The organism is Paraburkholderia sp. USG1, from assembly GCF_031570135.1.
In the GTDB taxonomy this organism is placed as follows: Bacteria; Pseudomonadota; Gammaproteobacteria; order Burkholderiales; family Burkholderiaceae; genus Paraburkholderia; species Paraburkholderia dioscoreae.
Genome location: NZ_JAMWXW010000024.1, coordinates 40,574 through 66,461, shown reverse-complemented (window position 1 = coordinate 66,461; position 25,888 = coordinate 40,574). Strand labels below are relative to the sequence as shown.

The 25,888-nt window shown below is 64.0% G+C and carries 20 protein-coding genes; 14 read left to right on the top strand and 6 right to left on the bottom strand.

The features are described from left to right. The first annotated feature begins 194 nt into the window (after nt 1-194). Nucleotides 195-1,694 carry a deoxyribodipyrimidine photo-lyase gene (locus NE850_RS27480; RefSeq protein ID WP_007178824.1) on the top strand — a complete coding sequence of 500 codons (1,500 nt, stop codon included), beginning with the start codon at nt 195-197 and terminating at the stop codon, nt 1,692-1,694. Nucleotides 1,695-1,986: 292 nt separating this feature from the next. On the opposite strand, the gene NE850_RS27475 is transcribed toward NE850_RS27480, so the two are convergent. Both NE850_RS27475 and NE850_RS27470 read right to left on the bottom strand, forming a co-directional pair. Beyond that, nucleotides 1,987-2,166 (bottom strand): DUF3563 family protein, encoded by a 180-nt coding sequence (locus tag NE850_RS27475; protein WP_007178823.1) that lies wholly within the window; start codon nt 2,164-2,166, stop codon nt 1,987-1,989. Between the two features lie 109 nt (nt 2,167-2,275). Then, entirely contained in the window at nt 2,276-3,472 is a 1,197-nt protein-coding gene (locus tag NE850_RS27470; RefSeq protein ID WP_310699635.1) for a PHB depolymerase family esterase, read from the bottom strand. Between the two features lie 370 nt (nt 3,473-3,842). Here NE850_RS27470 and NE850_RS27465 point away from each other — a divergent pair, with 370 nt between their 5' ends. The 4 genes from NE850_RS27465 to NE850_RS27450 all read left to right on the top strand — a co-directional run bounded on the left by NE850_RS27465 (nt 3,843) and on the right by NE850_RS27450 (nt 6,852). After that, entirely contained in the window at nt 3,843-4,544 is a 702-nt protein-coding gene (locus NE850_RS27465; protein WP_007178821.1) for a phosphatase PAP2 family protein, read from the top strand. Between the two features lie 134 nt (nt 4,545-4,678). Beyond that, complete coding sequence (modA, locus tag NE850_RS27460) at nt 4,679-5,452, top strand: molybdate ABC transporter substrate-binding protein (protein ID WP_007178820.1); 774 nt, start codon at nt 4,679-4,681, stop codon at nt 5,450-5,452. 22 nt (nt 5,453-5,474) lie between these two features. Next, the gene (modB, locus tag NE850_RS27455) at nt 5,475-6,149 is read left to right on the top strand and encodes a molybdate ABC transporter permease subunit (RefSeq protein ID WP_007178819.1); all 675 of its coding nucleotides are present in this window, start codon (nt 5,475-5,477) and stop codon (nt 6,147-6,149) included. 1 nt (nt 6,150) lies between these two features. Next, nucleotides 6,151-6,852, top strand: a complete 702-nt coding sequence (locus NE850_RS27450; RefSeq protein WP_007178818.1) for a sulfate/molybdate ABC transporter ATP-binding protein — start codon at nt 6,151-6,153, stop codon at nt 6,850-6,852. 101 nt (nt 6,853-6,953) lie between these two features. Here NE850_RS27450 and NE850_RS27445 read toward each other — a convergent pair whose 3' ends face one another. Further along, complete coding sequence (locus NE850_RS27445; RefSeq protein ID WP_007178817.1) at nt 6,954-7,790, bottom strand: TOBE domain-containing protein; 837 nt, start codon at nt 7,788-7,790, stop codon at nt 6,954-6,956. A gap of 202 nt (nt 7,791-7,992) precedes the next feature. Here NE850_RS27445 and NE850_RS27440 point away from each other — a divergent pair, with 202 nt between their 5' ends. Next, nucleotides 7,993-8,787 (top strand): SDR family NAD(P)-dependent oxidoreductase, encoded by a 795-nt coding sequence (locus NE850_RS27440; RefSeq protein ID WP_007178816.1) that lies wholly within the window; start codon nt 7,993-7,995, stop codon nt 8,785-8,787. Nucleotides 8,788-8,880: 93 nt separating this feature from the next. On the opposite strand, the gene NE850_RS27435 is transcribed toward NE850_RS27440, so the two are convergent. Beyond that, nucleotides 8,881-9,264 carry a tautomerase family protein gene (locus NE850_RS27435; RefSeq protein WP_007178815.1) on the bottom strand — a complete coding sequence of 128 codons (384 nt, stop codon included), beginning with the start codon at nt 9,262-9,264 and terminating at the stop codon, nt 8,881-8,883. A 101-nt stretch (nt 9,265-9,365) separates the two neighbouring features. Between NE850_RS27435 and NE850_RS27430 the strand changes: the two genes are divergently transcribed. Beyond that, nucleotides 9,366-10,217, top strand: coding sequence for a LysR family transcriptional regulator (locus tag NE850_RS27430; RefSeq protein WP_007178814.1), 852 nt, complete (start codon nt 9,366-9,368; stop codon nt 10,215-10,217). A gap of 123 nt (nt 10,218-10,340) precedes the next feature. Here the strand turns inward: NE850_RS27430 and NE850_RS27425 are convergent, their stop codons facing one another. Next, on the bottom strand, nt 10,341-10,982 hold the full coding sequence (locus NE850_RS27425; RefSeq protein WP_007178813.1) for a hypothetical protein: 642 nt from the start codon (nt 10,980-10,982) through the stop codon (nt 10,341-10,343). 114 nt (nt 10,983-11,096) lie between these two features. On the opposite strand from NE850_RS27425, the gene NE850_RS27420 reads away from it, so the two are divergent. Then, nucleotides 11,097-11,534 carry an MbcA/ParS/Xre antitoxin family protein gene (locus tag NE850_RS27420; protein WP_007178812.1) on the top strand — a complete coding sequence of 146 codons (438 nt, stop codon included), beginning with the start codon at nt 11,097-11,099 and terminating at the stop codon, nt 11,532-11,534. Next, a complete protein-coding gene (locus NE850_RS27415; RefSeq protein WP_007178811.1) occupies nt 11,531-12,232 on the top strand; it encodes an RES family NAD+ phosphorylase in 702 nt (233 codons plus the stop codon). Before NE850_RS27420 ends, NE850_RS27415 begins: the two co-directional genes overlap by 4 nt. A gap of 50 nt (nt 12,233-12,282) precedes the next feature. On the opposite strand, the gene NE850_RS27410 is transcribed toward NE850_RS27415, so the two are convergent. Next, nucleotides 12,283-13,020 (bottom strand): metallophosphoesterase, encoded by a 738-nt coding sequence (locus NE850_RS27410; protein WP_007178810.1) that lies wholly within the window; start codon nt 13,018-13,020, stop codon nt 12,283-12,285. Nucleotides 13,021-13,258: 238 nt separating this feature from the next. Between NE850_RS27410 and NE850_RS27405 the strand changes: the two genes are divergently transcribed. The 5 genes from NE850_RS27405 to glgX all read left to right on the top strand — a co-directional run bounded on the left by NE850_RS27405 (nt 13,259) and on the right by glgX (nt 25,819). Next, nucleotides 13,259-13,921 (top strand): DUF1345 domain-containing protein, encoded by a 663-nt coding sequence (locus NE850_RS27405; protein ID WP_007178809.1) that lies wholly within the window; start codon nt 13,259-13,261, stop codon nt 13,919-13,921. Nucleotides 13,922-14,388: 467 nt separating this feature from the next. After that, on the top strand, nt 14,389-17,829 hold the full coding sequence (locus tag NE850_RS27400) for a maltotransferase domain-containing protein (RefSeq protein WP_310699634.1): 3,441 nt from the start codon (nt 14,389-14,391) through the stop codon (nt 17,827-17,829). Next, nucleotides 17,826-21,290 carry a maltose alpha-D-glucosyltransferase gene (gene treS / locus NE850_RS27395; RefSeq protein ID WP_007178807.1) on the top strand — a complete coding sequence of 1,155 codons (3,465 nt, stop codon included), beginning with the start codon at nt 17,826-17,828 and terminating at the stop codon, nt 21,288-21,290. Before NE850_RS27400 ends, treS begins: the two co-directional genes overlap by 4 nt. Next, on the top strand, nt 21,283-23,493 hold the full coding sequence (gene glgB / locus NE850_RS27390; protein WP_007178806.1) for a 1,4-alpha-glucan branching protein GlgB: 2,211 nt from the start codon (nt 21,283-21,285) through the stop codon (nt 23,491-23,493). The genes treS and glgB overlap by 8 nt, the downstream gene beginning before the upstream one ends. A 106-nt stretch (nt 23,494-23,599) precedes the next feature. Continuing rightward, entirely contained in the window at nt 23,600-25,819 is a 2,220-nt protein-coding gene (gene glgX, locus NE850_RS27385; protein ID WP_310699633.1) for a glycogen debranching protein GlgX, read from the top strand. Nucleotides 25,820-25,888: the final 69 nt, after the last annotated feature.

Sequence of the window (25,888 nt, the reverse complement as noted above, 5' to 3'; positions counted from 1 at the left end):
AGAATCGCTAAAGCGGCGCGGAAAACCGCGTCGCCTGCCAAAGACAGCGCCCGCACCCTGCACAATAGGGGCGGGCGCTGTGCTAATTTGCGGACGCGGCATGCAATGTGCAACAGGGGTCGTGCCGTTGCTCGCTGCGCTTGCGGTTGGCCAAAGCGCAGTCATCCGCCCTGTTTCAACGATCCACCTCCCTGATGACACGCGTCCGACGACTGAACGACACCTTCGATACCGGGCTGGTCTGGCTTCGCCGCGACCTGCGCAACACGGACAACGCCGCGCTCTACTACGCGCTCAAGCATTGCGAGCGCGTGTGGTGCGTATTCGTGTTCGACACGACGATCCTGCAACCGCTGGTCGACGCCTGGCACGCCCGTCATCCGGACACACAGCCGCAGGACCGGCGCATCGAGTTCATTCTCGCGGCGCTTGGCGAACTGGACGAGGCACTGCGCACCGATGGCGGCGGTCTGATCGTGCTGTACGGCAATCCGGCCGACCTGGTGCCAACGCTGGCCGATGAACTCGGCGCGGACGCGGTTTTCGCGAATCACGACTACGAGCCGGTCGCAATCGAGCGCGACGAGACGGTACGGGAGCAGCTTGCCGAAGCCGGACGCCAGTGGCTGACGTTCAAGGATCAGGTGATTTTCGAGCGTGACGAGGTGCTGACCGGCCAGAGCAAACCGTTCACGGTGTTCACACCGTACAGGAACGCATGGCTCAGGCAACTGAGTACCTTCGATCTGAAGCCGTATCCCGTGGAAACGTACGCGAAGCATCTGGCCGCCTTGCCGTCGAGGCTCGATCGCCAGTTGCCGACGCTCGAACAACTCGGCTTCGCGCCGAGCAACCTGGGCGAGTTGAGCCTGCCCACAGGCATGAGCGGCGCGCAGCGTCTGCTCGACGACTTCATGACCCGCATCGACAGCTACGCGGACCGGCGCGACTTTCCCGCCGCCAAGGGCCCGAGCTATCTGTCGATACATCTGCGCTTCGGTACAGTCTCGATTCGCACACTCGCGCGCCTCGCCCACGAATTGTCGCTGCAACCTGACGGGCAAGGCTCGGCGACGTGGCTGTCCGAGCTGATCTGGCGGGACTTCTACTTCATGATCCTCGCGCATCATCCGCGGCTGGCGCGCGGCGCGTCGTTCAAGGAGGAATACGACCGGTTGCGCTGGGAGCAAGGCCCGGAAGCGGACGAGGCGTTCGCCGCATGGTGCGATGGACGCACGGGCTACCCGCTGGTCGACGCCGCCATGCTGCAACTGAACCGCACGGGCTACATGCACAACCGCCTGCGGATGGTGACGGCGAGTTTTCTGGTCAAGGATCTGGGCGTGGACTGGCGGCTCGGCGAGCGGTACTTCGCTGAACAGTTAAACGACTTCGATTTCTCGGCGAATAACGGCGGCTGGCAATGGGCCGCTTCGACGGGATGCGATGCGCAGCCCTACTTCCGGATTTTCAATCCGGTCACGCAGTCCGAAAAATTCGACGCCGAAGGACGCTTTATCAAGCGCTATTTGCCTCAACTCGCGAAACTGCCATCGAAGTGGATTCATGCGCCCTGGCTGGCGGGCGCGGAACGGCTCGCCGAATGCGGTGTGGTGTTGGGCAAAGACTATCCGGCACCGATCGTGGACCACGCCGAAGCAAGGGCGCGCACGCTGGCTCGCTTTGGCAAGTGAGCGCCCGCTTACGTCGCTTCGCCTTGCTTTGTTCGCGTCGGCACGTCTGAAGAAGACTCAAGGATGAGCCGATTGCCGGCGCTGCTCGCGCCTGCTTAAACAAACGGTTGGGCAGGCGGACTTGTTGATACGTTTTTTTCAGCTTGGGGTGGTGTTCGCCGCAGTGTTGAACCACGCGTTGCGGCAATTGAATGCGGCTGTCTGAGCGCTAGCGACGATCTGCGACAACTTGGGTGCTTCACCCCGAAACACCGGCGTCTCGATACGCGCCGATGCTTTTAACTTGCGCAGTTTAGTGCTGCTGGCTCATCCACGACGGTTGGCGAACATTTGCCTCGCGGTCGAGCTTGCGCATGCGGAATTCCAGATCGTACAGATCGGTTGCTTCAGCGAGGAATGCGTCGGCGCGTTCTTTCGCGAGTTGATCGGGCGACTTGGTCAGAAACAGAAACAGGCGGCTAAGCAGATACATGGTCGACCTCGACAATGAATTTAGGTGTTAACTCCTAAGGGGTAACCCGTATTATAGGGAAAACCCTAGTTACGCACCAGCATTCATTTTCCGAAGTGTTGTTCCCATGTCACCGCGCGCCTGCGGTGGCGGCTGTGGTAGCGCCTTCCGCGATATGACCGGCGCCCGTGCGACGCTGATGCCTGAAAAACTCCCACACCATGGCGCTGGCATCCGGACCTTTGGCGGAATGAAACGGCACCGCGTCGTCGCCGCCGCTCCAGGCATGAGCGAGCCCTTGCACACGACAGAGTCGCACGATGCGCCGCCCGCCGCGCACGTAATCGCGCATGACCACGCCGCCCTTGCGCTCTTCGCGCACTTCGCCGGATTTGCGCGCGCCGGTTTCATCGACGATGCGATTCAGGCGCAGAAACTGCACCGCCAACTGGTCCGCATTGACCGGTGCGACCACATGGTCGGCGTCGCCGTGGATGATGATGGCAGGCATGCCCGGATAATTGGCAACGTTGGCGGCTTCGTCGACCAGTTCGGCCGGCTCACGGCGCGCACCGCGCCGCATCACGTCCATCGCCGTAATGCCGGAATGAGCCTCGCCGAAAGCGGGGCCGGAATGCAGCGCGACCGCAGCGAAGTGCTCCGGGTACTTGACGGCCAGCAGCGCCGTCAGTCCCGCGCCAGCAGAGATTCCAGCGACGTACACGCGCTCGCCGTCAAAACCGTACTGCGCGACCAACGCGTCCACCAGCGAAACCACTGCGCGCGCTTCGGCCCCGCCGGCGCTTTCGCCGGCGTCGTACCAATGCCAGCAGCGATGCGAATGCACATGCTTCGACTGTTCCGGATAAACCACGGCAAAGCCGAAACGGTCGGCCAGCACGTTCATCCGCGTACCTTCGGCGAATTCATCGATCGACTGCGTGCAGCCGTGCAGCATCACCACCAGCGGCATGGCCTCGAGCGCGTGGCCCGCCGGCACATACAAGCCGTACTGAAGATGATTGACGAGCCGACCGGGTGCGGCAGGCGCGGAGTGGAACGAGCGCGTCCACGAGCCGCTCGCCCACGCCGACGCACGCGGACGCACACGCGATTCGCGAGCGGCGGCGCGCGGCGCTTCGCGCTTGGCGGGCGCACGCACCGCCGCTGCCGGCTTGAGCGGACGAACCTTGGTGGACGGCTTGGCGGCGGCGGCCCGGGCCGGTCGCGTCGTGGTGCGCTTGGTGGTTGTGCGAGCGTGCTCGGTTTGAATCGCGAGCAGCCGCTTGAAACCGCGCAGCCAGATTTTCGATAGACTTTTTGCCATCGGCGGATAACCTCGCAAAAAGGGACAGGGTCCGTTCGGTAGAACAGAATTCCGTTGTGCAATGCACAATAACACCAATCCTCATGCGATGCTGGAACCCGGACGCATCATCCCTCTACCGAAATTGCCGCGCGGCGAACCTTGCTGCAAAGCTGACGTCAAACCTGTGCAACGCCCGGCTGCCGCTTGTTCGGCAGCCCACGCCCAACAGCAAAAAGCCTCGCGCGCGGCGCGACCGCGCTGCAGCACCCGTCTATACTGGCGGTTGAATCTCCGACGTGCGGGCTTGTTCAAAGTCGGCGAGTTGCGACTCTCGCGCGTTATCTCATTACCAACCCGATTCTACGCGGCCTGGGTCGCGCTTTTTGCCATGCCCGATTTACCTGCCCACCTCTGGTATTCGATCACCAACCTCGGCGGCGCCGGCCTCACGCTGCCGCTCGCGTTCGCCATCGCGTTGTGGCTGGCGGTCGGCTATACCTGGCGCATGGCCGCGGGCTGGCTGCTGCTACTTGGCGCGGCCATTGGCATCGTGACCGTAACGAAGCTGGCGTTTCTCGGCTGGGGTGTCGGCGTACGCGAACTGGACTTTACCGGCGTAAGCGGCCACGCCATGTTGTCCACTGCCGTCTATCCGGTCGTGCTGTTCCTCATGCTGTTGCCGGCGCGTCCGGCCATTCGCCTGATCGGCGTGGTGCTCGGCCTTGCCGCGGGAATCGCGGTGGGGTTGTCGCGGGTGGTGCTGAGCGCGCATTCGCCGTCGGAAGCCATTACCGGCTGTCTGACCGGCGCGCTGGCGGCGCTGGTGTTCGTCCGTCTCGCGTGGCATGCCGAGCCAGGCCGGCTGTCGGCGCTGCCAGTCGCTGCCAGCATGATGGTGCTCGCGCTGGTCATGCACGGCGTGCACGTGCCGACGCAGCGCTGGGTCACGCATATCGCCCTGAAAGTGTCCGGTCACGACCGGCCGTTCATTCGCGCGAAGTGGAAAGCCGTGCGCGATGTCCGTCCGGCCACGGCGCCGTTGTCGCAAACACTCAATACGCTGGCGCCGCCGCATTCGTCCCGCGCCTGAATCCTCTTCCGCTGTAGAACGAACCGCCTGAGGTGCGCGGCTGAATAACGATCGTGGGCCACCGTTATAACCTTTCATATATTACGATAGCATTTTAACCCACTGATCCGGTTTCCCCGGACCTCCTGACCTTTATGACACTCGCCCGCCGCCTTTTAAAGCAAGCGCTGTTCGTCGCCAGCGTCGTCTCCGTCGCCGTCAGCGTCAATGCGCGCGCCGACGAACTGGTGGTCTCCGCCGCCGCCAGCCTGACCAACGCGTTCAAGGCGGTCAGCGAAGTGTTCGAGCAGCAGCATCCGGGCACCAAGGTGCTGCTGAACTTCGGTGCCTCCGACGTGCTGATGCAGCAGATCGTCAAAGGCGCGCCCGCCGACGTGTTCGCATCCGCGGACCAGAAGGCAATGGACAAGGCCGTCGCCGAAAAAGTGATCGTACCGGCCTCACGCAAGGACTTCGCCGCCAATTCGCTGGTGCTGATCGTGCCGACGGACAGCCGTTTTGCGCCGACAAGCCTGAACGATCTGACATCGGCGAGCGTTAAGCGTGTCGCGTACGGCGATCCGGCTTCCGTGCCGATCGGCCGTTACGCACAGGGCGCGCTGCAGGCTGCGGGCGTATGGGACGCCGTGAGCGCGAAAGCCGTGCTGGCGTCGAACGTACGTCAAAGCCTCGACTATGTATCGCGTGGCGAAGTCGACGCCGGCTTCGTGTTCAGCACCGACGCCGCCGTCATGCCGGACAAGGTCAAGGTCGCAATGAACGTGCCGACGCAAACGCCGGTCACCTATCCGATCGCGCAAGTGGAAGGCAGCCACCACGCCGCGGACGCACAGGCGTTCATCAACTTCGTGCTGTCGCCGGCCGGACAGTCCGTGCTCGCCAGATACGGCTTCAAGCCCGCACATTAACTTCACGACACGGCGCACGCTCATGCAACAGGCCTGGATCCCGCTCCTGCTGTCGCTAAAAGTGGCGGGCTGGGCGACCGCGCTCAATCTGGTGTTCGGCGTCGCGGCGGGCCTGGGTCTGTCGCGCTGGCGCTCCGGCGCGCGCGACGTGGTCGATTCGCTGCTGATGCTCCCGCTCGTCATGCCGCCCACCGTGCTCGGCTATTACCTGCTGGTCCTGCTCGGACGGCGCGGCGTGATCGGCAGTTGGCTCGACCGCTTCGACATTCAGTTGGTGTTCACCTGGCAGGGCGCGGTGATCGCGTCGACCGTGGTGGCCTTTCCGCTCGTGCTGAAGTCCGCGCGCGCCGCTTTCGAAGCCGTCGATCCGCAACTCGAACAGGCGGCGCGCACGCTCGGCGTCAGCGAAACGGCCGTATTCTTTCGCGTCACGCTGCCGCTCGCCGCGCGCGGCATTCTCGCCGGCGGCCTGCTGGCGTTCGCCCGGGCGCTCGGTGAATTCGGCGCGACGCTGATGATCGCGGGCAATCTGCCGGGACGCACGCAGACGCTTTCCGTGGCGGTCTATTCAGCCGTGCAGGCGGGCGACGACAGCACCGCGAATTTCCTCGTGCTCGTGACTTCGGTGACGTGCGTCGTGATCCTGTTGCTCGCGGGGCGCCTCGTGCCGCAGCACACGCTCCTGAAGTCCGGTTGATATGCTGCTTGCCGTCGACATCCGCAAGACCTTCCAGAGCGCCGAGCGCCGCTTCACGCTCGACGTCGCGTTCCAGGCCACCTCGCAGCGCGTCGTGCTGTTCGGACCATCCGGCGCGGGCAAGAGTCTGACGTTGCAGGCTATTGCGGGCCTGCTACGCCCCGACGAAGGCACGATCACGCTGCATGGCAACGCGCTGTTCGACAGCGCGCGCGGCATCGATCTGAAGCCGCAAGCGCGCAAGGTCGCCTATCTGTTTCAGGACTTCGCGCTATTTCCGCATCTGAACGTGCGGCAGAACATCGGCTTCGGCTTGCAGCACGGCTGGCTCAATCCGCGTGCGCGGATCTCGCATCCGCAGATCGATTACTGGCTGGATGCGCTGGAATTGAAGAGCGTGGCCGGCAATCATCCGGCGCAGCTTTCCGGTGGGCAAAAGCAGCGGGTGGCGCTGGCGCGAGCGCTCGTCGCGCAACCTCGGTTGCTGCTACTGGACGAGCCGTTTTCGGCGCTCGACAGCGCCCTGCGTGAGCGCATGCGCCGCGAGCTGTCCGAGCTGCAAACGCGGCTCGATATCCCAATGGTCCTGATCACACACGATCCCGACGATGTCGCCGCCTTCGGCGATCAGGTCGTGCAGGTCAACAATGGCCAAGTGCGCGAGAATCAGCCGTTCGCCGGCTACGCGCGCAGCGAGCCCTGAGTTTCAACCGCGGATCTTTCGGACGCTACCCGTTCCCTTGACGCCGAACTGGGCGCTTGCCGCGCTCAATCCTTCAAAGAAGGCGCGAACATCTCGCCCGCTCAGTCCTTCACACCGAGTATCACACTCGACGCCTTGAACGCGGCCACGGCGCGGCCGCCTTCCACGAATCCGAGCGTGTCGACGCTTTCATTGGTGACGACCGCGGTGATCACCGCGCCGCCCGCCAGCACCAGCGACACCTCGGCATTGACCGCGCCGCGCTTCACGCTTTGTACCGTGCCGCGCAACTGATTGCGCGCCGAGAGTTTGAGCGGCAGGCCGCTTTCGTTGTCGACGAACAGCACGACCCACGACGCCTTGATCAACGCGAACGCCGCCGCACCCTCGACGAGGCCGAGCGTTTCGGTGCTTTCATGCGTGATGACGGAGACGATCGCATGGCCGCCGGGCAGCACGAGTGTGACTTCGTCGTTGACGGTGCCGCGCGTGATTGCCGACACCGTGCCATAAAGCTGATTGCGCGCGCTCGTCTTCACGCCGATGCGGCCGATCAGATCCCAGTCGGTCGCGAACCCTTCGATCGCCGCGCCCGCGCGTTCGAGAAAGCGCCGGTGCTCGCGTTCCACCGCGCGAAACGTCTCGATCAGCTTCACGGCGCGTGGCGTGAGGGTGGTGCCGCCACCGCCTTTGCCGCCAGTCAGGCGCACCACGAGAGGCTCGCCGGCGAGGTTGTTCATCGTGTCGATCGCATCCCACGCGCCTTTGTAGCTCATGCCGACCGCTTTGGCCGCGCTGGTGATCGAACCGGTCTCGCCGATCGCCGCGAGCAGCGCGATCCGCGACGCGCCGCCGAGCGTCTGCGCGCCCGCCTGAAACCACACGGAGCCGCCGAGTTCGAGGGTTTCGCGGGAAGGATCGGTGCGGTGCAATGTCATAGCGGGAAGCGGCCAGCGACCGCGAAAATGACGACAAATCATTATAACGACGCAGACCCGCGCTCCTGCCTCGCACCCAGCCGACCTCGCATGCGGATAGGTGGGATACTTTCCGTTCGACGCTTCGAACACCAGTCCCTTTGCATTTTTCGGCTCGGCCGGCCTTGGCCGGTTCGCCGCAACTTCAACGAGGAGCAAGACAGTGAACATCGATCTATCGGGCAAGACGGCGATCGTCAGTGCATCCACGGCGGGCATCGGCTTTGCGATCGCCACCGGCATTGCCGCATCGGGTGCGCGGACCATCATCAACGGACGCAAGCAGGACGCGGTGGACCGCGCGATCGAGGCGATCCGCAAGAGCGCGCCGCAAGCGGATCTGCAAGGTTTCGCGGGCGACCTCGGCACGCCGCAGGGGTGCGACGCGTTGATCAAAGCCGTGCCGCAGGCGGACATTCTCGTGAACAACCTGGGCGTCTTCGGCCCCGGTGACATCTTCTCCACCGCAGACGACGACTGGGAGCGCTACTTCCAGGTGAACGTGATGTCGGGCGTGCGGCTCACGCGCCACTACCTCAAAGGAATGATGGAGCGCAAATGGGGCCGCGTGGTGTTCATCTCGTCCGAGTCTGCGCTGAATATTCCGCCGGACATGCTCGCTTACGGCTTTTCGAAGACCGCGCAGTTGAGCATTGCGCGCGGCATCGCCAAGCACGCCGCCGGCAGCGGCGTGACCGTGAATGCCGTGCTGCCCGGACCGACCCTGTCCGACGGCTTGCGGGCGATGGTGGAAGAGACGGCCAGACAGCAGGGCAAAACGGTCGAACAGGTCGCCACGGAGTTCGTGCGCGAGCATCGCAGCAGTTCGATCATCCAGCGAGCGGCCACCACCGAGGAAGTGGCCAACATGGTCGTCTACGTCTGCTCGCCGCAGGCTTCGGCAACCACCGGCGCGGCGCTGCGCGTGGACGGCGGCGTGATCGATACCATCGCGTAACCGTGCCGCGTTTCTGACGTTTCTGACGAACGACGGGCGGCATGGCCGCCCGATAGCGCACCCGGCATTCGCGCTATCGGGCAGACATGGCACTCACAGCGCGTACTGCGCAATCCCGTTGCCGAACGACCAGTTTTCCTTCAATACCTCGACGAGATTAATGAAAACATCCTCTCGTCGCAGCCCCGGCGACTCCGCCAGTTCGTCCGCCATCCGCTTGTAAAGCGTCTTTTTCTGATCAAGCGTGCGCGTGTTGTTCAGGGTGATCTGAATGATCACGAGGTCGTCGCTTCGCTCGACGTTCAAGTAGTGGTTGTCATACACAAAATTGCCGGCTTCATGCTCGGTGATCAGCATGAAGATGTCGTCTTTCGGCACGTTGAATGTTCCCACCAGCGAACGCTGGATGCTCTCCGTCAGCGCCTTCCGGTATTCGACGGGCTTGCCTGCGCGCAATGCAATTCGGGTGATCGGCATGATGAAAACTCCTTGGTTGCGTTGATTGGGTCAACACAGGTTAGGCTCGCCCAATCATAATAAACAGACATCATTGATGATTTCATCTATATTGGTTTGAAATGAAAGTTCTCGATCTCGATGCCGTCCGCGCGTTCGTTCTGGTCGCCGACCTGCACAGCTTCACGCGTGCCGCAGACGCGCTCGACACCACGCAATCGGCCGTCAGCCTGAAGCTCAAACGGCTGGAGGCTCATCTCGGCAAGCAATTACTGGAGCGTACGCCGCGGGCCGTGCGCCTTTCCGCGGACGGCAACGCGTTCCTGAGCGCCGCACGCGAGCTGCTCAACGCGCATGAACGCGCGCTGGGTTCGCTGTCGGTGGAGCGCCGGCGGCTCGCGCTGGGGCTCAGCGAGCACGTCGCGGGGCCGGACTTGCCGCTTCTGCTCGGCAGGCTCAATGCGCACGATCCGGGACTGGTGATCGAATTGCATCTGGGCACCTCCGCCGCGCTGCTCGCACAATTCGACGAACGGCGCCTCGACGCGGTGATCATCCGCTATGGCGCCGACGAACCGCCGCGCGACGACGCGCAGGCGCTATTTACCGAACCGCTCGGCTGGCTCGCCACGCCGGCGTGGTTGCCGCGAGTCGGCGAGCCGTTGGCGCTGGCGCTGTTGAGCCCGCCGTGCAATGTGCGCGATGTGGCGCTGCGAACGCTCGCGCAGGCCGGCATTGGGTGGCAGGAGGTGTTCGTTGGCGGCGGGGTGGCGGCTGTCGGCGCAGCCGTCGCGGCGGGGCTCGCGGTGTCGCCGCTGGCGCGCCGGGTCGCACCGCGCGGTCTGGTCGATGTCGGCCCGCGGCTGGGCTTGCCGCTGCTACCGGAATCGCGCGTCACGCTGCATTCGCGGGTCAGGGACGAGCGGTCGGCGGAAACGTTGCGGCTGGTCACTAATGGGTTGGCGAGCGCTTGAGGTATCTGTTCATGAACAGCTGTTGCCTAGCTGCGTGAGACCATACTGTGGCGCGTGAAGCATTCATCAGCAGCACAACGCGGCTCATCATGACGTAGCGCAGAGACGAGCCTGAGTTCGAAATCAGTGGATGATCGGCGGCAGCGAGCCGCTGCTGGCCGTAGCGGGATTGCTCGATGCATTCGCCGGATTGGCATCAACTTTCGCGGATGCCACCGGGTTTGCCGACGGAGCCGGCACATTCACGCGAGATGCAGCCGGTTTTGCGGCATCGGATTTCGCCGTGACTTTGACCGCCTGCGGATGAGCTGTCCTGCGTTGAACCAGATGATTGGCGTGCACGACTTTGCCCTGCCCCGGTTTTGCCTGAACGACCTGTGCGTGCGGCTTTTTACTCTGCGTCATGCCGGCCGCTTTCCTTTGGGTCTTGTTCGCGCCTGCTGCCTGGGTCTTGCTCTTCGTGACGCCGCTGGCCGCCACCTTCCTGATGCTTCCGTGCGCCGAGGGCTTGTTGCCATGTGCCGACGCAACGCTCGGTGCAGCGTGCCCAGCGCCTGCCATAGGTTTGGGAGCGGCCTTTGAAGCTCCTTTCGAGCCAGCAGTAGACTTGGCTCCGGTGGCTGTCCCGGTCTTTTTCCCGGCCTGCTTCGTGATGTGTCCGGTTTCCTCGGGCGGATTCCACACCTCGGCGTAGCCCGCGGCCACGGCCGGACCCGACATACACCACACGGCAAGCGCCGCCCCTGCTGCTGCTCGAACCCTCATCTCCCGCTTCTCCTGAATTTCGACTTTCATACCGAGCCGGGGATTATATTCTCTTGCAAAAATCCATATTTAGACTATTATCAATTTCAAGTACAGATAAGGACTTGCCCGCTCATGGCTCACGCTGCTCGTGCCACCCACCCCGAAGAGCCGATTCGTCGGCCGTCTTCCGCGCCCACGCTAACGGAAATGTCCGCGGCGGGTCTGCGCGCGTTCTTCAATATCGCTCGTGACTGGGACTTGAGCGCGGAAGAGCAGATCGTGCTGCTAGGGTCGCCGGGCCGCTCCACCTACTTCAAATGGAAGGCGGCGCCTGAAACGGCCCGCCTCGGGCGCGACACGCTGGAACGCCTGTCGCTACTGCTCGGTATCTACAAGGCGCTGCAAATCCTGCTGCCGCAAGCCAGCGCCGCCGACACCTGGATCAAACGCCCCAACAGCGCGCCGCCGTTCGGTGGCCGCCGCGCGCTGGACCGCATGCTGGCGGGCAATATCAGCGACCTCGTGGCCGTGCGCCAGTATCTCGACGCAATGCGAGGCGGCTGGGCGTGACACAACCGCATTGGCAGGACCGCTGGCGTACCACGCCGCTCGACTGGGCACCGGCATATCGCGTGATTCCAACGCGCTTCCCGGCCGTCAATCTGTTCGACCGGGTCGCCTCGCCGGAGGATTTCGACGCGCTCTACGCGCTCGAAGCCATGACCAACGACCGTCTGCGCACCGAGATCGGCGAACTCGATCTGGTGCCGCGCGAAGAGCGCCGCTTCGGGCCGGGCTATGGGCCGATCATGGCCGCGCTGACACACCTGAATCCGCTCGGCAGCCGCTTCTCCGACGGCACGTACGGCGTGTTCTATTGCGCCCGCTCGCGCGCCACCGCAATCGCCGAAACGCGCTATCACACGGGGAAATTTCTCGAGGCGACGGCCGAGCCGCCCATGCGCCAACAGATGCGCCTTTACACCGTCGTGGCGCGAGGCAACGTGGTGGACATTCGCGGAGACGAGTCGGTGGGCCTCGCGGTGCTGTCGCCGGATGATTATCTGGCCGGGCAATCCCTCGGCCGAGCCATCCGCGAGGCAGGTGCGCCGGGCATCGTGTATCCATCGGTGCGGGACGACGAAGGCGAATGCCTCGCCGCGTTCAAAACCACGCTCCTGCGCGACTGCCATCACGCCGCGTATCTGGAATACAACTGGAACGGCAAGCAGGTGGACATGGTGTTCGAGCTCAGCCAGGTGGGCTAGGCTGACAACCCGGCGCCGAGGCCCACCGTCGACGCGGCGTCAACACAGCGTCAAGGTAGCGCCAACGCTGCCGCCCCTTCCGCGCGGGCCTCTTCGACCGAGATCGACCAGCGGCGCAACGCCAGCGGCTCCACGATCGTGAGCTTGCCGCCCGGCCCGAACGCGCCGGTATCGATGAACACCTGCGAGCCGACCTGCTTGATGTCGCGCATCGGCGTGTGGCCGCAATAGGTCAGCGAGAGACCGCGCTGCCGCTGCGGATCGCCATTGCCTAGCGCCAGTTCGCGTCCCCACAGCAATTGCTGGCGGGTTTCGGCGGAGAAATTCCCCGCGTCGAGTTCGGCGTCCGTGCCGAAGAATTCCGCGTGCAGCACGTTGAAGCGCTCCTTGCCGCTGCCGACCACGCGCGCGAGCGGCAAACCGCGCAAAAGCTCCGCGTAGTGCTGCAAGCGTTCGTCGGATAATTGCGCCGCCCATAGGCCGCCGATTCCATACCACCACTGGCGCCGCACGCGCCCATCGGCGACGGCGCACAGCATGTCTTCGTGATTGCCGAGCACGGCGAAAAACCACGGCTTGTCGAGCAGGGCCAAAGCGAGTTCGGAATGCTCGCCGCGATCCACCAGATCGCCGACCGAAAAGAGCCGGTCACGCGCCGGGTCGAACGTGATCACGCGCAGCAGATAGCGCAATGCATCGACGCAGCCATGCAGATCGCCGACCACGAAGTCGCGACCGCTCCGGTTGGCCGGGTGATGTTCAACGGAGTTGACGAGTACGGAAACCATAAGCCTATGATAATGCGGCATCTGTGACGTGTATGCGCGCTGCCCATCGTATCCTGGCGCCGTGGCGAGCGAGAACGACGCAAATCGACGCAAAACTATCGTATTCGCGGCAGACCTTACCGGAAACACGCCGTCTGCGCGGTCACTATCGCTGAGTGCGTAGTTTGGCGACACGGCGTGGATGCCGGTCGAAGCACGAGTAGAATCCGCGACACCGAAAGCCTTCCCTACTCCATTCATGTTCACCAAATATATTCCGCAGGTTCTTCGCAATCGGCCACGCATGCTGGTCGGCCTTGCGCTCGGTATCATCGCGGCGCTGGCCATGCCGGAACACCCGCGGCCGATGGTTCGCGTGCTGGCCGGCTGGGACGCGGCCATCTGGAGTTATCTGGCGATGATCTGGGTGTACATGGCCGTTGCCGATGAAGGCAGCGTGCGCGAATCCGCTCGTCGCGACGACGAGAACGCGGGCGTGGTGCTCATGGTGATCTGCGTGGCCACCATTGCGAGTATTGCCGCCATCGTGCTGGAACTGGCGTCGGCGAAGGGAACAGCCGGTGCTTCCACGGTCTGGCACTACGCGCTGACGGGACTCACCATGTTCGGCGCGTGGTTCCTCATCCCGACCATCTTCACGCAGCACTACGCGCGCCTTTACTACGATCCCGATGCAACGGAGACGCCGCTGCTGTTTCCCGACAAAGCGCTCCAGCCGGATTACTGGGACTTCCTGTATTTCTCGTTCACCATTGCCGTGGCCTCGCAGACGTCGGACGTCGTGCTGCGCTCGCGTTCGATTCGCCGCGCCACACTCGCGCAATCCGTCCTGTCGTTCTACTTCAACGTCGCCGTACTGGGCTTGTGCGTGAACATTGCAGCGGGCCTGCTCGGCTCGTAAAGCTGCCGGCACGAGCGCGCTGCTTGCCGACGCCGCTGCCGTATAAAACTCCGCCTTTTGCGGTCCTCGCGCCGCCCGTAACGCACCGCATGTAAATCCCGGGCGGCGCCGCCCGTTTTACATACAGCGACCGTTCACGGCCGCGCGCCAGCCGCTCGCGCCTGCCGTCGCATCTTCCTGCCAAGCGTACTGCACGACGCTCTCCCACCCCGTCCATCGCTGTTTCCGCGCCTCACTGGCACAGCGTTTGCTGCCTCTTCCGAATCGATCTGGCCGGCCCGTGCAATCGACGCCTGGCGTCAAAGCACCTCTTACTGGCCAGCGGCGTGACGATCTTTGCACTACATTGACCAGTACGCGCCTTCGCTTCATGCATCGCGCGGTATCCGGCTCTGGAAGCCCAATGAGCGCTGTGATCGCATGCCAATTGCATCCACACCGCAGCAGGACGAATCTGGAAACGACCGATGGAATCTCCGAACGGGTACGCGCCGCGGATCTACTTTTTTCATTCACTTCTGGTTGGGCCGCTCGATGCGTGGCCTGCGCAGTTCGCACATGCAGCCGCGCTGGGCTTCGATCATGCGTTGATCGGCAGCCTCTTCGAGCCTGGACAGGCCGGCCACGGACAGGTGGTGGGCAACCACGCGCGTCTGCATCCGGTATTCGAGGCCCAACAGCCCGCCACCGAGGCGATTCGCACGCTCGCGAACGCCGCCGCCCAGAACGGCCTGACCTTGCTGGCCGATCTGGTGATCGACCGGATGGCCGCCGATGGCGCGCTATACGCCGAACATGCCGACTGGTTCCACCCGTTCGAGTCTGAAGAGGCGCGGCTCGACCCGCGCCATGTGCATCGCGAGGACAACGTCGCGTATGCGAACTTCAACGACCCCGGCAGCAGCGCTGCATTGGTCGGCTGGTGGACGCAGCAGTTGCTGGCGCTCGCCGACGCCGGCGTGGGCGGCTTCCGGTTCGATTCACCGCATCGCGTGCCGGGCGCCGTCTGGCGCCAATTGGGCGATGCGGTTCGCGCGAAGCATCCCGAGGTGCGTTTTCTCGCCGCCACGCCCGGCCTGGCCCGCGAGGATCTGCGCGGCCTCGAAGGCGCGGGTTTCGACAGTGTGTTTTCGTCGGTGCGCTGGTGGGACTTCCGCTCGAGCTGGATGGTGGAGGAACACGCCGCGCTCGCGCGCATCGGCGCGCCGGTCGCGTTTCCCGAAGCGCCCTACGGCACGCGCCTCGCCGCTGAGTTGAGCGATGCGCACGACGCGGCCATCGTCGAGCGGGCTTACCGGCGCGCGCTGTTCGCGTCGGTGGCGATCGGCACCGGCTGGATGATGCCGATGGGCTTTGAATACGGCATCACCGAGCCGATGTCGCAAACGCGCGGCGATGCTTCGCAGTTCGCCGTCGCTGCCCAGGCCAAACAATTCGATCTATCGGAACGCATCACGCACGCGAACCACGTGGCGCGCAATACCAAAACGCTGCACGCCAACGGCGAATTGCGTCCGCTGAGCGGGCCCGGCGCACCGGCGGCGATATTGCTGCGCGCCGACCAGCCCGACCTGCGCGACGCCGATGAGTCGATCCTGATCGCGATCAATCCCGAACTCGGGGCGCCGCTGCGCGTCGATCCCGCGCGCTTCCTCGCAGGCGTGCCGGGTAACTTCACGCGCTTTGTGCCGCTCGACGCGCCCGCCAGCGCTTCGCCCGCCACGCTCACGCCGTTCACGCTCGCGCCGGGCGCGGTCCGCCTGTTCCGCGCGGTCACGGAGAAGCCGATCCGTCTCGCCCCGCCCATCGACAAAGCGAACAGCAAGCGCAGCGGCCGCAAGACCGTGCTCGAAGCGATCAACGCGCCGCGCGTGGCGATCGAGAGCGTGACGCCCTCGGTCGACAACGGCCGCTTCGCCGCCAAGCGCACCGTGGGCGAACGCGCTGAAATCACCGCCGCGATTTTCGCCGAAGGTCACGACAAGATTGCCGCCGCAGTAATCTGGCGCGCAGCCGACGAAACCGCCTGGCACGAAGTGCCGATGACGCCGGCCCAACCCGCCGGCCTCGATATCTGGAAAGCGCGCATTCCGCTCGAACGCCTGGGCCGTCACGAATTCACGGTGATCGCTTGGCGCGACGACTTCGCTTCGCTGGTCGAACATATTCAGAAGAAGCTGAAGGCGGGACAAACCGTCGAACTCGAACTCGACGAAGCCGCGCATCTGTTCGCGCTGGTGCTCGCCGAAGTGGAAACCTCGGAAGGCGCGGTCACCGCGCCGCTCGAACATATCGTCAAGGAATTCACCAAGGCGGACGCTGAAACGAAGCTCGCGCTGCTGCTCGCGCCGACCACGGCCAAGGCGATGACCGCCGCGCGCCACCGGCCGTTCCTCAGCCGCGACCCGGTCATCTACAAGATCGATGCGGACCGCACCGCGGCGCGCTTCGCGAGCTGGTACGAGATCTTCCCGCGTTCCATGAGCGACGACGAATCGCGCCATGGTACCTTCGCCGATGTTACGAAGAAACTGCCGCGCATTCGCGACATGGGTTTCGACGTGCTGTATTTCCCGCCGATTCACCCGATCGGTGTGGCGAATCGCAAAGGCCGCAACAACACGCTGAACGCGCAGCCGGGCGACGTCGGCAGCCCGTATGCGATCGGCGGAGTGGAAGGCGGCCACACGGCCGTGCATCCGCAGTTGGGCACGTTAGACGACTTCAAGGCGATGCTCGCCGCCGCGCATGAGCACGGCCTCGAAATCGCGCTCGACTTCGCGGTGCAATGCTCGCCGGATCACCCGTGGCTCAAGGAGCACCCGACGTGGTTCGCATGGCGCCCCGACGGCACACTGCGTTACGCGGAAAATCCGCCGAAGAAGTATCAGGACATCGTCAACCCGGACTTCTATGCGCACGACGCCAAGCCGGATTTATGGCTCGCGTTGCGCGACGTGTTCCTGTTCTGGATCGAAGCGGGCGTACATATTTTCCGCATCGACAACCCGCACACCAAACCGCTGCCGTTCTGGGAGTGGGTGATCGGCGACGTGCGCGCGCGCTATCCCGACACGATCTTCCTCGCCGAAGCCTTCACGCGGCCGCGCATGATGAACCGGCTCGGCAAGATCGGCTTCTCGCAGTCGTACACGTACTTCACGTGGCGGGAATCCAAGCGCGATTTCATCGAGTACATGACCGAGCTCACGCAAACCGGTGCGCGTGATTCGTACCGGCCGAATTTCTTCGTCAATACACCGGATATCAACCCGCGGCATTTGCAATCGCAGGGACGCACGGGCTTTCTGATTCGCGCGGCACTCGCTTCCACGCTGGCCGGTTTGTGGGGTGTGTATTGCGGTTTCGAGCTATGCGAAGCCGCCGCGCTGCCGAACAGCGAGGAATATCTCGACTCCGAGAAGTACCAGTTGCGCGCGTGGGACTGGAACCGGCCCGGCAACATTGTCGGCGAAATCAGTGCGCTGAACCGGATCCGCCGTGCGAACCCGGCGCTGCAAACGCATCTCGGCCTGACGTTCCTGCCCGCGCACAACGACAACATCCTGTGCTTCGAGAAGGCGACCGAATCGCGCGACAACGTGATCGTCGTCGCGATCAATCTCGACCCGTTCAACGAACAGGGCGCGGATATCGAATTGTCGTGGGAGACTTTCCAGAAATGGAATCTGCACGATCATGGCCCGCTGGAAGTCACCGATCAGATGACCGGCGCGCGCTTCGAATGGCACGGCCGCTGGCAGCATGTCCAGCTAGGGTCGGGCCAGCCGTTCTCGATCTGGCGCATCGCGCCGTTCGGCGGCTTGCCCGCCGAACGGCCGGATGAAGCCGACAGCGACTATCACGCAGACGCTGGCAACCCAACCCCCACGGAAGGTGCGACATGAAGCGTGACGATCCAGCCCAAACCACGTCGCAAGCCCACACGAGTGCCGCCACCGGCGGCGTCGCGAAAGCGCGTACGCATCGGCGCGGCAAACCCGCGGCCTTGAGCGACGATCCGCTCTGGTACAAAGACGCGATCATTTATCAGGTGCACATCAAGTCGTTCTTCGACGCGAACAACGACGGCGTCGGCGACTTTCCCGGCCTGATCGCGAAGCTCGACTACATCGCCGAACTCGGTGTGAACGCGATCTGGCTGCTGCCGTTCTATCCGTCGCCACGACGCGACGACGGTTACGACATCGCCGATTACCGCAACGTGCATCCGGACTACGGCAACCTGTCCGATGTGAGGCGCTTCATTCAGGAAGCGCACGCACGCGGCATTCGTGTGATTACCGAACTGGTGATCAACCACACGTCGGACCAGCACCCGTGGTTTCAGCGCGCGCGCCGTGCGAAACCGGGTTCGAACCACCGTAACTACTACGTGTGGTCCAACACCGATCAGAAGTACCTGGAAACGCGGATCATCTTTATCGATTCGGAGCCGTCCAACTGGACGCACGATCCGGTGGCGGGCGCGTATTACTGGCACCGCTTCTACTCGCATCAGCCCGATCTGAATTTCGACAATCCGGCCGTTTTGAAGGAGGTGCTGCAGGTCATGCGCTTCTGGCTCGATATGGGCATCGACGGGTTACGGCTGGACGCGGTGCCGTATCTGGTGGAACGTGAAGGCACGAACAACGAGAACCTGCCGGAAACGCACGCGGTGCTCAAGAAGATCCGCGCCACCATCGACGCCGAATATCCGAACCGGATGCTGCTCGCCGAAGCCAACCAGTGGCCGGAAGACGTAAAGGAATATTTCGGCGACGAAGACGAATGCCACATGGCCTTCCACTTCCCGCTGATGCCGCGCATCTACATGTCGATTGCGAGCGAAGACCGCTTCCCGATCACCGACATCATGCGGCAAACGCCGGACCTCGCCGAAACGAACCAGTGGGCGATTTTCCTGCGCAATCACGACGAGCTGACGCTGGAAATGGTCACGGATTCCGAGCGTGACTATCTATGGAACACCTACGCAAGTGATCGCCGCGCGCGCCTGAATCTCGGCATTCGCCGCCGTCTCGCGCCGCTGATGGAGCGCGACCGCCGCCGTATCGAGCTGATCAATTCGCTGCTGCTTTCCATGCCCGGCACGCCCGTGATCTATTACGGCGACGAGCTCGGCATGGGCGACAACATTCACCTCGGCGACCGCGACGGCGTGCGCACGCCGATGCAATGGTCATCGGATCGCAACGGCGGTTTCTCGCGCGCCGACCCTGAGCAACTGGTGCTGCCGCCGGTCATGGGCTCGCTCTATGGTTTCGACGCGGTGAATGTGGAAGCGCAAAGCCGCGATCCGCATTCGCTGCTGAACTGGACCCGGCGCATGCTCGCCACGCGGCGCGCAAAACAGACTTTCGGGCGTGGCACGATCCGCTTTCTGAAGCCGGAAAACCGCAAAATTCTCGCGTACCTGCGCGAGATGCCGGGTGAGCCGCCGATTCTCTGCGTGGCGAACCTCTCGCGTGCGCCGCAAGCGGTGGAGCTCGATCTGTCCGAATTCGACGGTTCCGTGCCGATCGAAATGACTGCGGACTCCGTGTTCCCGCCGATCGGCCAGCTGACGTATCTGCTGACGTTCCCGCCGTACGGCTTCCTGTGGTTCATGTTGTGCCCCGGCGGCCAACGTCCTACCTGGGCGCAAGCGCCTTCGGAACCGCTGCCGGAATTCGTCACGATCGTGATTCGCGAAGGCCAGGTCGGTCCGACGCCGGAGAACGTGCGCCTGCTGGAATCGGAAGTGCTGCCTTCATGGCTGAGCCGGCGCCGCTGGTTTGCGTCGAAGGATCAGAAGCTCAATGCGGTGCGGCTCGCGGCATTGACCACGATTCCGAACGGCGGCTTTGCGTTCACCGAAATCGAAGCGGACGTGGGCAAGCATACGGAACGCTACGTGGTGCCGATCGCGATTACGTGGGGCGGCGAAACCACTTTCCCGCTGTTCAAGCAACTGGCGTTGGCGCGCGTGCGGCGCGGCCGCAATGTCGGTCATCTGACGGACGCGTTCGCCCTGCCGATCTTCGCTCATGGTGTAATGCGCAAGCTGCGCGAACGCGCCGTGGTGCCGACCGTGCAGAAGAGCGAAATCAAGTTCCTGCCAACCGAACGTTTCGCCGAACTCGAAGGACTCGGCGAACGGCCGGAGATCCGGTGGCTCGCGGCAGAGCAGAGCAACAGTTCGCTGATCATCGCGGACGCCGCGGTGCTGAAACTGGTGCGCCGTCTCGTGAGCGGCATTCATCCGGAAGCCGAAATCAGCCGCTACCTGACGCAATTGGGCTATGCGAACACCGCGCCGCTGTATGGCGAAGTGGTGCGTGTGGACCCGGAAGGCGTGCCGCACACCCTCTGCATTCTGCAAGGCTATATCGACAATCAGGGTGACGCGTGGAACTGGTCGCTCGACTATCTGCGCCGCTCGGTCGACGAACTCGCCATCGCCGTCGATACCGAAACGCAGTCGGTGCCGGACCGGTCCAACGAGGCGATTCTGGTGGAAGGCTACAGCACGTTGGCCGGCATCATAGGCAGACGCCTGGGCGAACTGCACGTGGCGCTCGCCTCGCCGACGGACGACCCGGCATTCGCGCCGGAACCCGCCAGCGCGGAGCAGGTGAAGGCGTGGGTCGACGGCACGCAGGCAATGCTCGCGAGCGCGCTGGATCTGCTCGCGCCGCGTATCGAGCAGATGAGCGATCCGGAAACCAGGGCACTGGCGCAGAGCCTGATAGACCGTCGTGCGGCGCTGGTTGCCGCTGTCGACTCGCTGGTTTCCGCCAACGCGGGCGCGCTGCGCATTCGCATTCACGGCGACTTCCACCTCGGCCAGGTGCTGGTCGCGCAGGGCGACGCGTATCTGATCGACTTTGAAGGCGAGCCGGCACGGACGCTCGAACAACGTCGTCAGAAATCGAGCCCGTTGCGCGATGTGGCCGGCCTGCTTCGCTCGCTCTCGTATGCAAGCGCAGCGGCGCAATCCACCACGGAAGCCGCGCCGCAACAGACCGCCGATCGCAAGCGCGCGCTGTTCGACCGTTTCCGCGCCCATGCCGCCGACAAGTTCCTCAACGAATATCGCGCGGCCGCCGCGGAAGCGGCAACGCCGCTCGTGGCGCCCGAAGCCGAACAGGCGTTGCTCGATCTGTTCCTGATCGAAAAAGCGGCCTACGAAATCCGTTACGAAGCGGCCAACCGCCCGACGTGGCTCAGCCTGCCGGTACGCGGCCTCGCCGCGCTCACCAGCCGCCTGCTCGGCGACACCGGTGCGCCGGGCCACGACACCTCAAACCAGGCGCCAGGCGCCGCCACACCGCCTAATCCGGCCGAGGGCGACTATGAGTGAGCATGATCCGGCCGCAGGCCTCCAACCGCTCGATATCGACGCGCTTGTCGAAGCGCGCCACCCCGATCCTTTTTCGCAGCTCGGGCTGCATCACGCTGAAGCAGGTCCGGTGGTGCGCGCGCTGTTGCCGAACGCCGCGCACGTCAGCGTGATTTCGCGCGCCGACGGTTCCGCGCTCGGCGAGCTCGAACAGTTGCGCCCGGGGCTCTTTGCCGGCCGCATCACGTCCGCGGCGCCGTACCGTTTGCGCATCGACTGGCATGGCGTCGTGCAGGAAATCGAGGATACCTATTCGTTCGGCCCCGTTCTCGGCGACGAGCCGCTCGGCCGGCTCGCAGGCGGCGATCCTTACGCGGTGCTCGAATGTCTCGGCGCCCGCCCGATGGAAGTGGACGGCGTGCCGGGTGTGCGCTTCGCCGTGTGGGCGCCGAACGCGCGGCGCGTCTCGGTGGTGGGCGACTTCAATGCATGGGACGGCCGCCGTCATCCGATGCGGCTGCGGCATCAGGCGGGTGTGTGGGAACTGTTCGTGCCACGGGTCGGGCCGGGTACGCGCTACAAATACGAGTTGCTATCGCGCGACGGCCATCCGCTGCCCTTGAAGGCCGATCCGTGCGCGATGCAAACCGAGAAGCCGCCGGGTACGGCCTCCATCGTTGCGCATGTCGACGAAGTCGAGCAGTTTCCGTGGAGCGATCACGAGTGGATCCAGTCGCGTGCCGACAAACAGACCGCGCGCTCGCCCATTTCGATCTACGAAGTGCACGCCGAATCCTGGCTGCGCGTTGCGGAAGAAGGTCAGCGCGGGCTCGATTGGGAAGAGCTCGCGGAACGGATGATTCCGTACGTGAAAAGCATGGGCTTCACGCATGTGGAGTTCATGCCGATTGCGGAGCATCCGTTCGGCGGATCGTGGGGCTATCAGCCGCTCGGGCAGTTCGCGCCGTCCGCGCGCTTCGGCAAACCCGAACAGTTCGCGAGGTTCGTCGACAAGGCGCACGAAGCCGGACTCGGCGTGATCCTCGACTGGGTGCCCGCGCACTTTCCAAACGACGCGCATGGTCTGATCGACTTCGACGGCACGCCGCTCTACGAGCACGCCGACCCGCGCGAAGGCTATCACCAGGACTGGAACACGATGATCTACAACCTCGGCCGCAACGAGGTGAGCGCGTTCCTGATCGCCTCCGGGCTGGCCTGGTTGAAGCGCTATCACGTCGACGGTTTGCGCGTGGATGCTGTCGCGTCAATGCTGTATCGCGACTATTCGCGCGCCGCCGACCAGTGGGTGCCGAACATTTACGGCGGCCGCGAGAATCTCGAATCTATCGCGTTCCTCAAGCGCCTGAATCATGAAGTGGGCTATGTGCCGGGCGTGCCGGGCGCGATCACGATCGCCGAGGAATCGACCGCGTGGCCTGGCGTGACGGCGCGCGTCGAAGACGGCGGCCTCGGTTTCCAGTTCAAGTGGAACATGGGCTGGATGCACGACACGCTGCACTACATGGAAGAAGATCCGGTCTACCGCCAATACCATCACCACAACATGACGTTCGGCATGGTGTACGCGTATTCGGAGCGCTTCGTGCTGCCGCTCTCGCACGACGAGGTCGTGCACGGCAAAGGCTCGCTGCTCGGCAAGATGCCCGGCGACAGGTGGCAGAAGTTCGCCAATCTGCGCGCGTACTTCGGTTTCATGTGGACGCATCCGGGCAAGAAGCTGCTGTTCATGGGCGGCGAATTCGGCCAGATGGCGGAATTCAATCACGACACGTCGCCGCATTGGCATCTGCTCGACGATTCGAATCACCACGGCGTGCAAATGCTGGTGCGCGACCTGAACCGTCTGTATAGCGACGAGCCCGCGCTGTATCTGCTCGATTGCGAGCCGGGCGGCTTCGAATGGCTGATCGGCGACGACAGCGGCAACAGCGTCTTCGCCTATCGCCGCACCGACGGCGCCGGCCGCGAACTCGTCGTAGTCTGCAACATGACGCCGGTGCCGCGGCTCGGCTACCGGATCGGCATGCCGCGCGGCGGACGTTGGGTAGAAGTACTCAACACGGACGCCGGCGTCTACGGCGGCTCGAATATGGGCAACGGCGGGCTGATCCATACCGACTCCCAATCGAGCCACGGCTGGCCGCATTCCGCGGCGCTGACGCTGCCGCCGCTCGCGACGATCGTATTGCGCGCGGACTGACGCAGGTGCAGTAAGGCGAGCGCGCGGCGTGCGTCATTTTCGCGCCGCGCGCTCGTTGCATGAAGACCCACGATAGCGTTCAACAATCAGAACAGGAAGGGGAATCATGTCGCATGCAATGCCCGACCGGCTTCTTGCCGGCTCGCCCTATCCGCTCGGCGCCAGTTGGGATGGCCTCGGCGTCAACTTTGCGGTGTTCTCGGCGAACGCGCAAAAAATCGAGCTTTGCCTGTTCGATCCCACCGGGCGCAAGGAGTTGCGCCGTTACACGCTGCCCGAATGCACCGACGAAGTCTGGCACGGCTACCTGCCCAACGCGCATCCCGGCACTGCCTACGGGTTTCGCGCGCACGGGCCGTATCAGCCGCAGCATGGGCATCGCTTCAATCCGCACAAGCTGCTGCTCGATCCCTACGCGCGCAAGCTGGTCGGACAGTTTCGCTGGTCGGATGCGCTATTCGGTTACCGCGTGCATTCGAATCGCGCGGACCTTTCCGTCGACCGGCGCGATTCGGCGCCCGCCATGCCGAAATGCGTGGTGATCGACGAAGCGTTCGACTGGTCGCACGACAAGCGGCCGAATGTGCCGTGGGGCGAAACCATCGTCTACGAAACGCATGTGCGCGGCGCCTCGATGTTGCGCGCCGATTTGCGCCAGCACGAACGCGGCACGTTCGCGGCGCTGGCTTCGCCGGAATTCATCGACCATCTGCTGAAACTCGGCGTGACCGCGGTCGAATTGCTGCCCGTGCACGCGTTTCTCAACGATCGCTTTCTGGTGGAACGTGGCCTGCGCAACTACTGGGGCTACAACTCGGCGGCATTTTTCGCGCCGGAACCGTCCTACCTCAGCACGCACCGGCTCGACGAAATGCGCATTGCCGTGCGCCAGTTGCACGCGGCCGGCATCGAGGTCATTCTCGACGTGGTCTACAACCACACCTGCGAAGGCAACGAGATGGGCCCGACGGTGTCGTGGCGCGGCCTTGACAACGCCAGCTATTACCGCCTGATTCCCGGCGACGAACGTCACCATATCAACGACACCGGTTGCGGCAACACCGTGAATCTGCCGCATCCACGCGTGCTGCAAATGGTGATGGATTCGCTACGCTACTGGTCGACGGCATTCAATATCGACGGCTTCCGTTTCGATCTCGGCGTCACGCTCGGTCGCGAGCAACACGGCTTCGATCCCGGCTCCGGTTTCTTCGACGCGTTGCGCCAGGATCCGATCCTGTCGCAACGCAAGCTGATTTCCGAGCCGTGGGATATCGGGCCGGGTGGTTATCAGCTCGGCAATCATCCGCCGGGCTTCGGCGAATGGAACGACCGTTTCCGCGACACCGTGCGCCGTTTCTGGCGCGGCGACGCCGGCTTGCGGCCCGATCTCGCCGCGCGTCTGACCGGCTCGGCCGATCTGTTCAACCGCCGCTTCAGAAAGCCGTGGGCATCGGTCAATTTTGTCACGTCGCATGACGGTTTTACGTTGGCCGACGTCACCGCCTACGAGCAGAAGCACAACGAAGCCAATCGCGAAGACAACAACGACGGCCACAACGAAAACTGCAGCCGCAACTGGGGCGCCGAAGGCGAGAGCGACGACCCGGCGATTCTCGCCACCCGTAAACGCGTGGCCCGCTCGCTGATCGCCACGCTGCTGATGGCGCTCGGCACGCCGATGGTGCTGGCCGGCGACGAATCGCTGCGCACGCAGCACGGCAACAACAATGCGTACTGCCAGGACAACGAACTGTCGTGGCTCGACTGGGAGCGCGCGGAATCGCCGGACGGTCGGCAGATGACCGAATTCGTCGCGCGTGTGATCGCGTTGCGCAAGCAACATCCGCTGCTGCGCGAAACGCGTTTTCTGTTCGGCGATCGTGAAGTGTTGCCCGGCCTGTTCGATGTGGGCTGGTTCGACGAACGGGGCGACCCGCTCACCATCGAAGCCTGGCAGGATCCCGAAGGCCGTGCGTTCACATTGCGCCGCGCCGGCCCAGGCTTGAACGGCGAAACAGAAGTATTGTTGATGATGCTCAACGCCAACGAGAAAGCACTGCGGTTTACGCCTCCCGCACCGCATCTGGAATGGCATGTGCTGTTAGACACTGCTGAACCGGAGAACGCACCGCATCGGCTGGCGGTCGCGGAGATCGAAGTGGCCGCGCACAGCCTCGTGATGCTGGCCGCGCGGCCGGTAGGCGAAGCAGACTGGCAGGCAGGCTGGAAGCCCGGCGCACAGCATGGGCCGCGGCTCCTGACGGCGCTTCCGCCCGATCCGGGTGCGCATGCGCCCACGAGCGACGCGTCGCCGACCACCTAGACGGCGGCGGCGCCGAGAAGCGGGAACAGTCAGGGCGGCCGCCCGGTTACGCGCGAGGTATCACAGGTG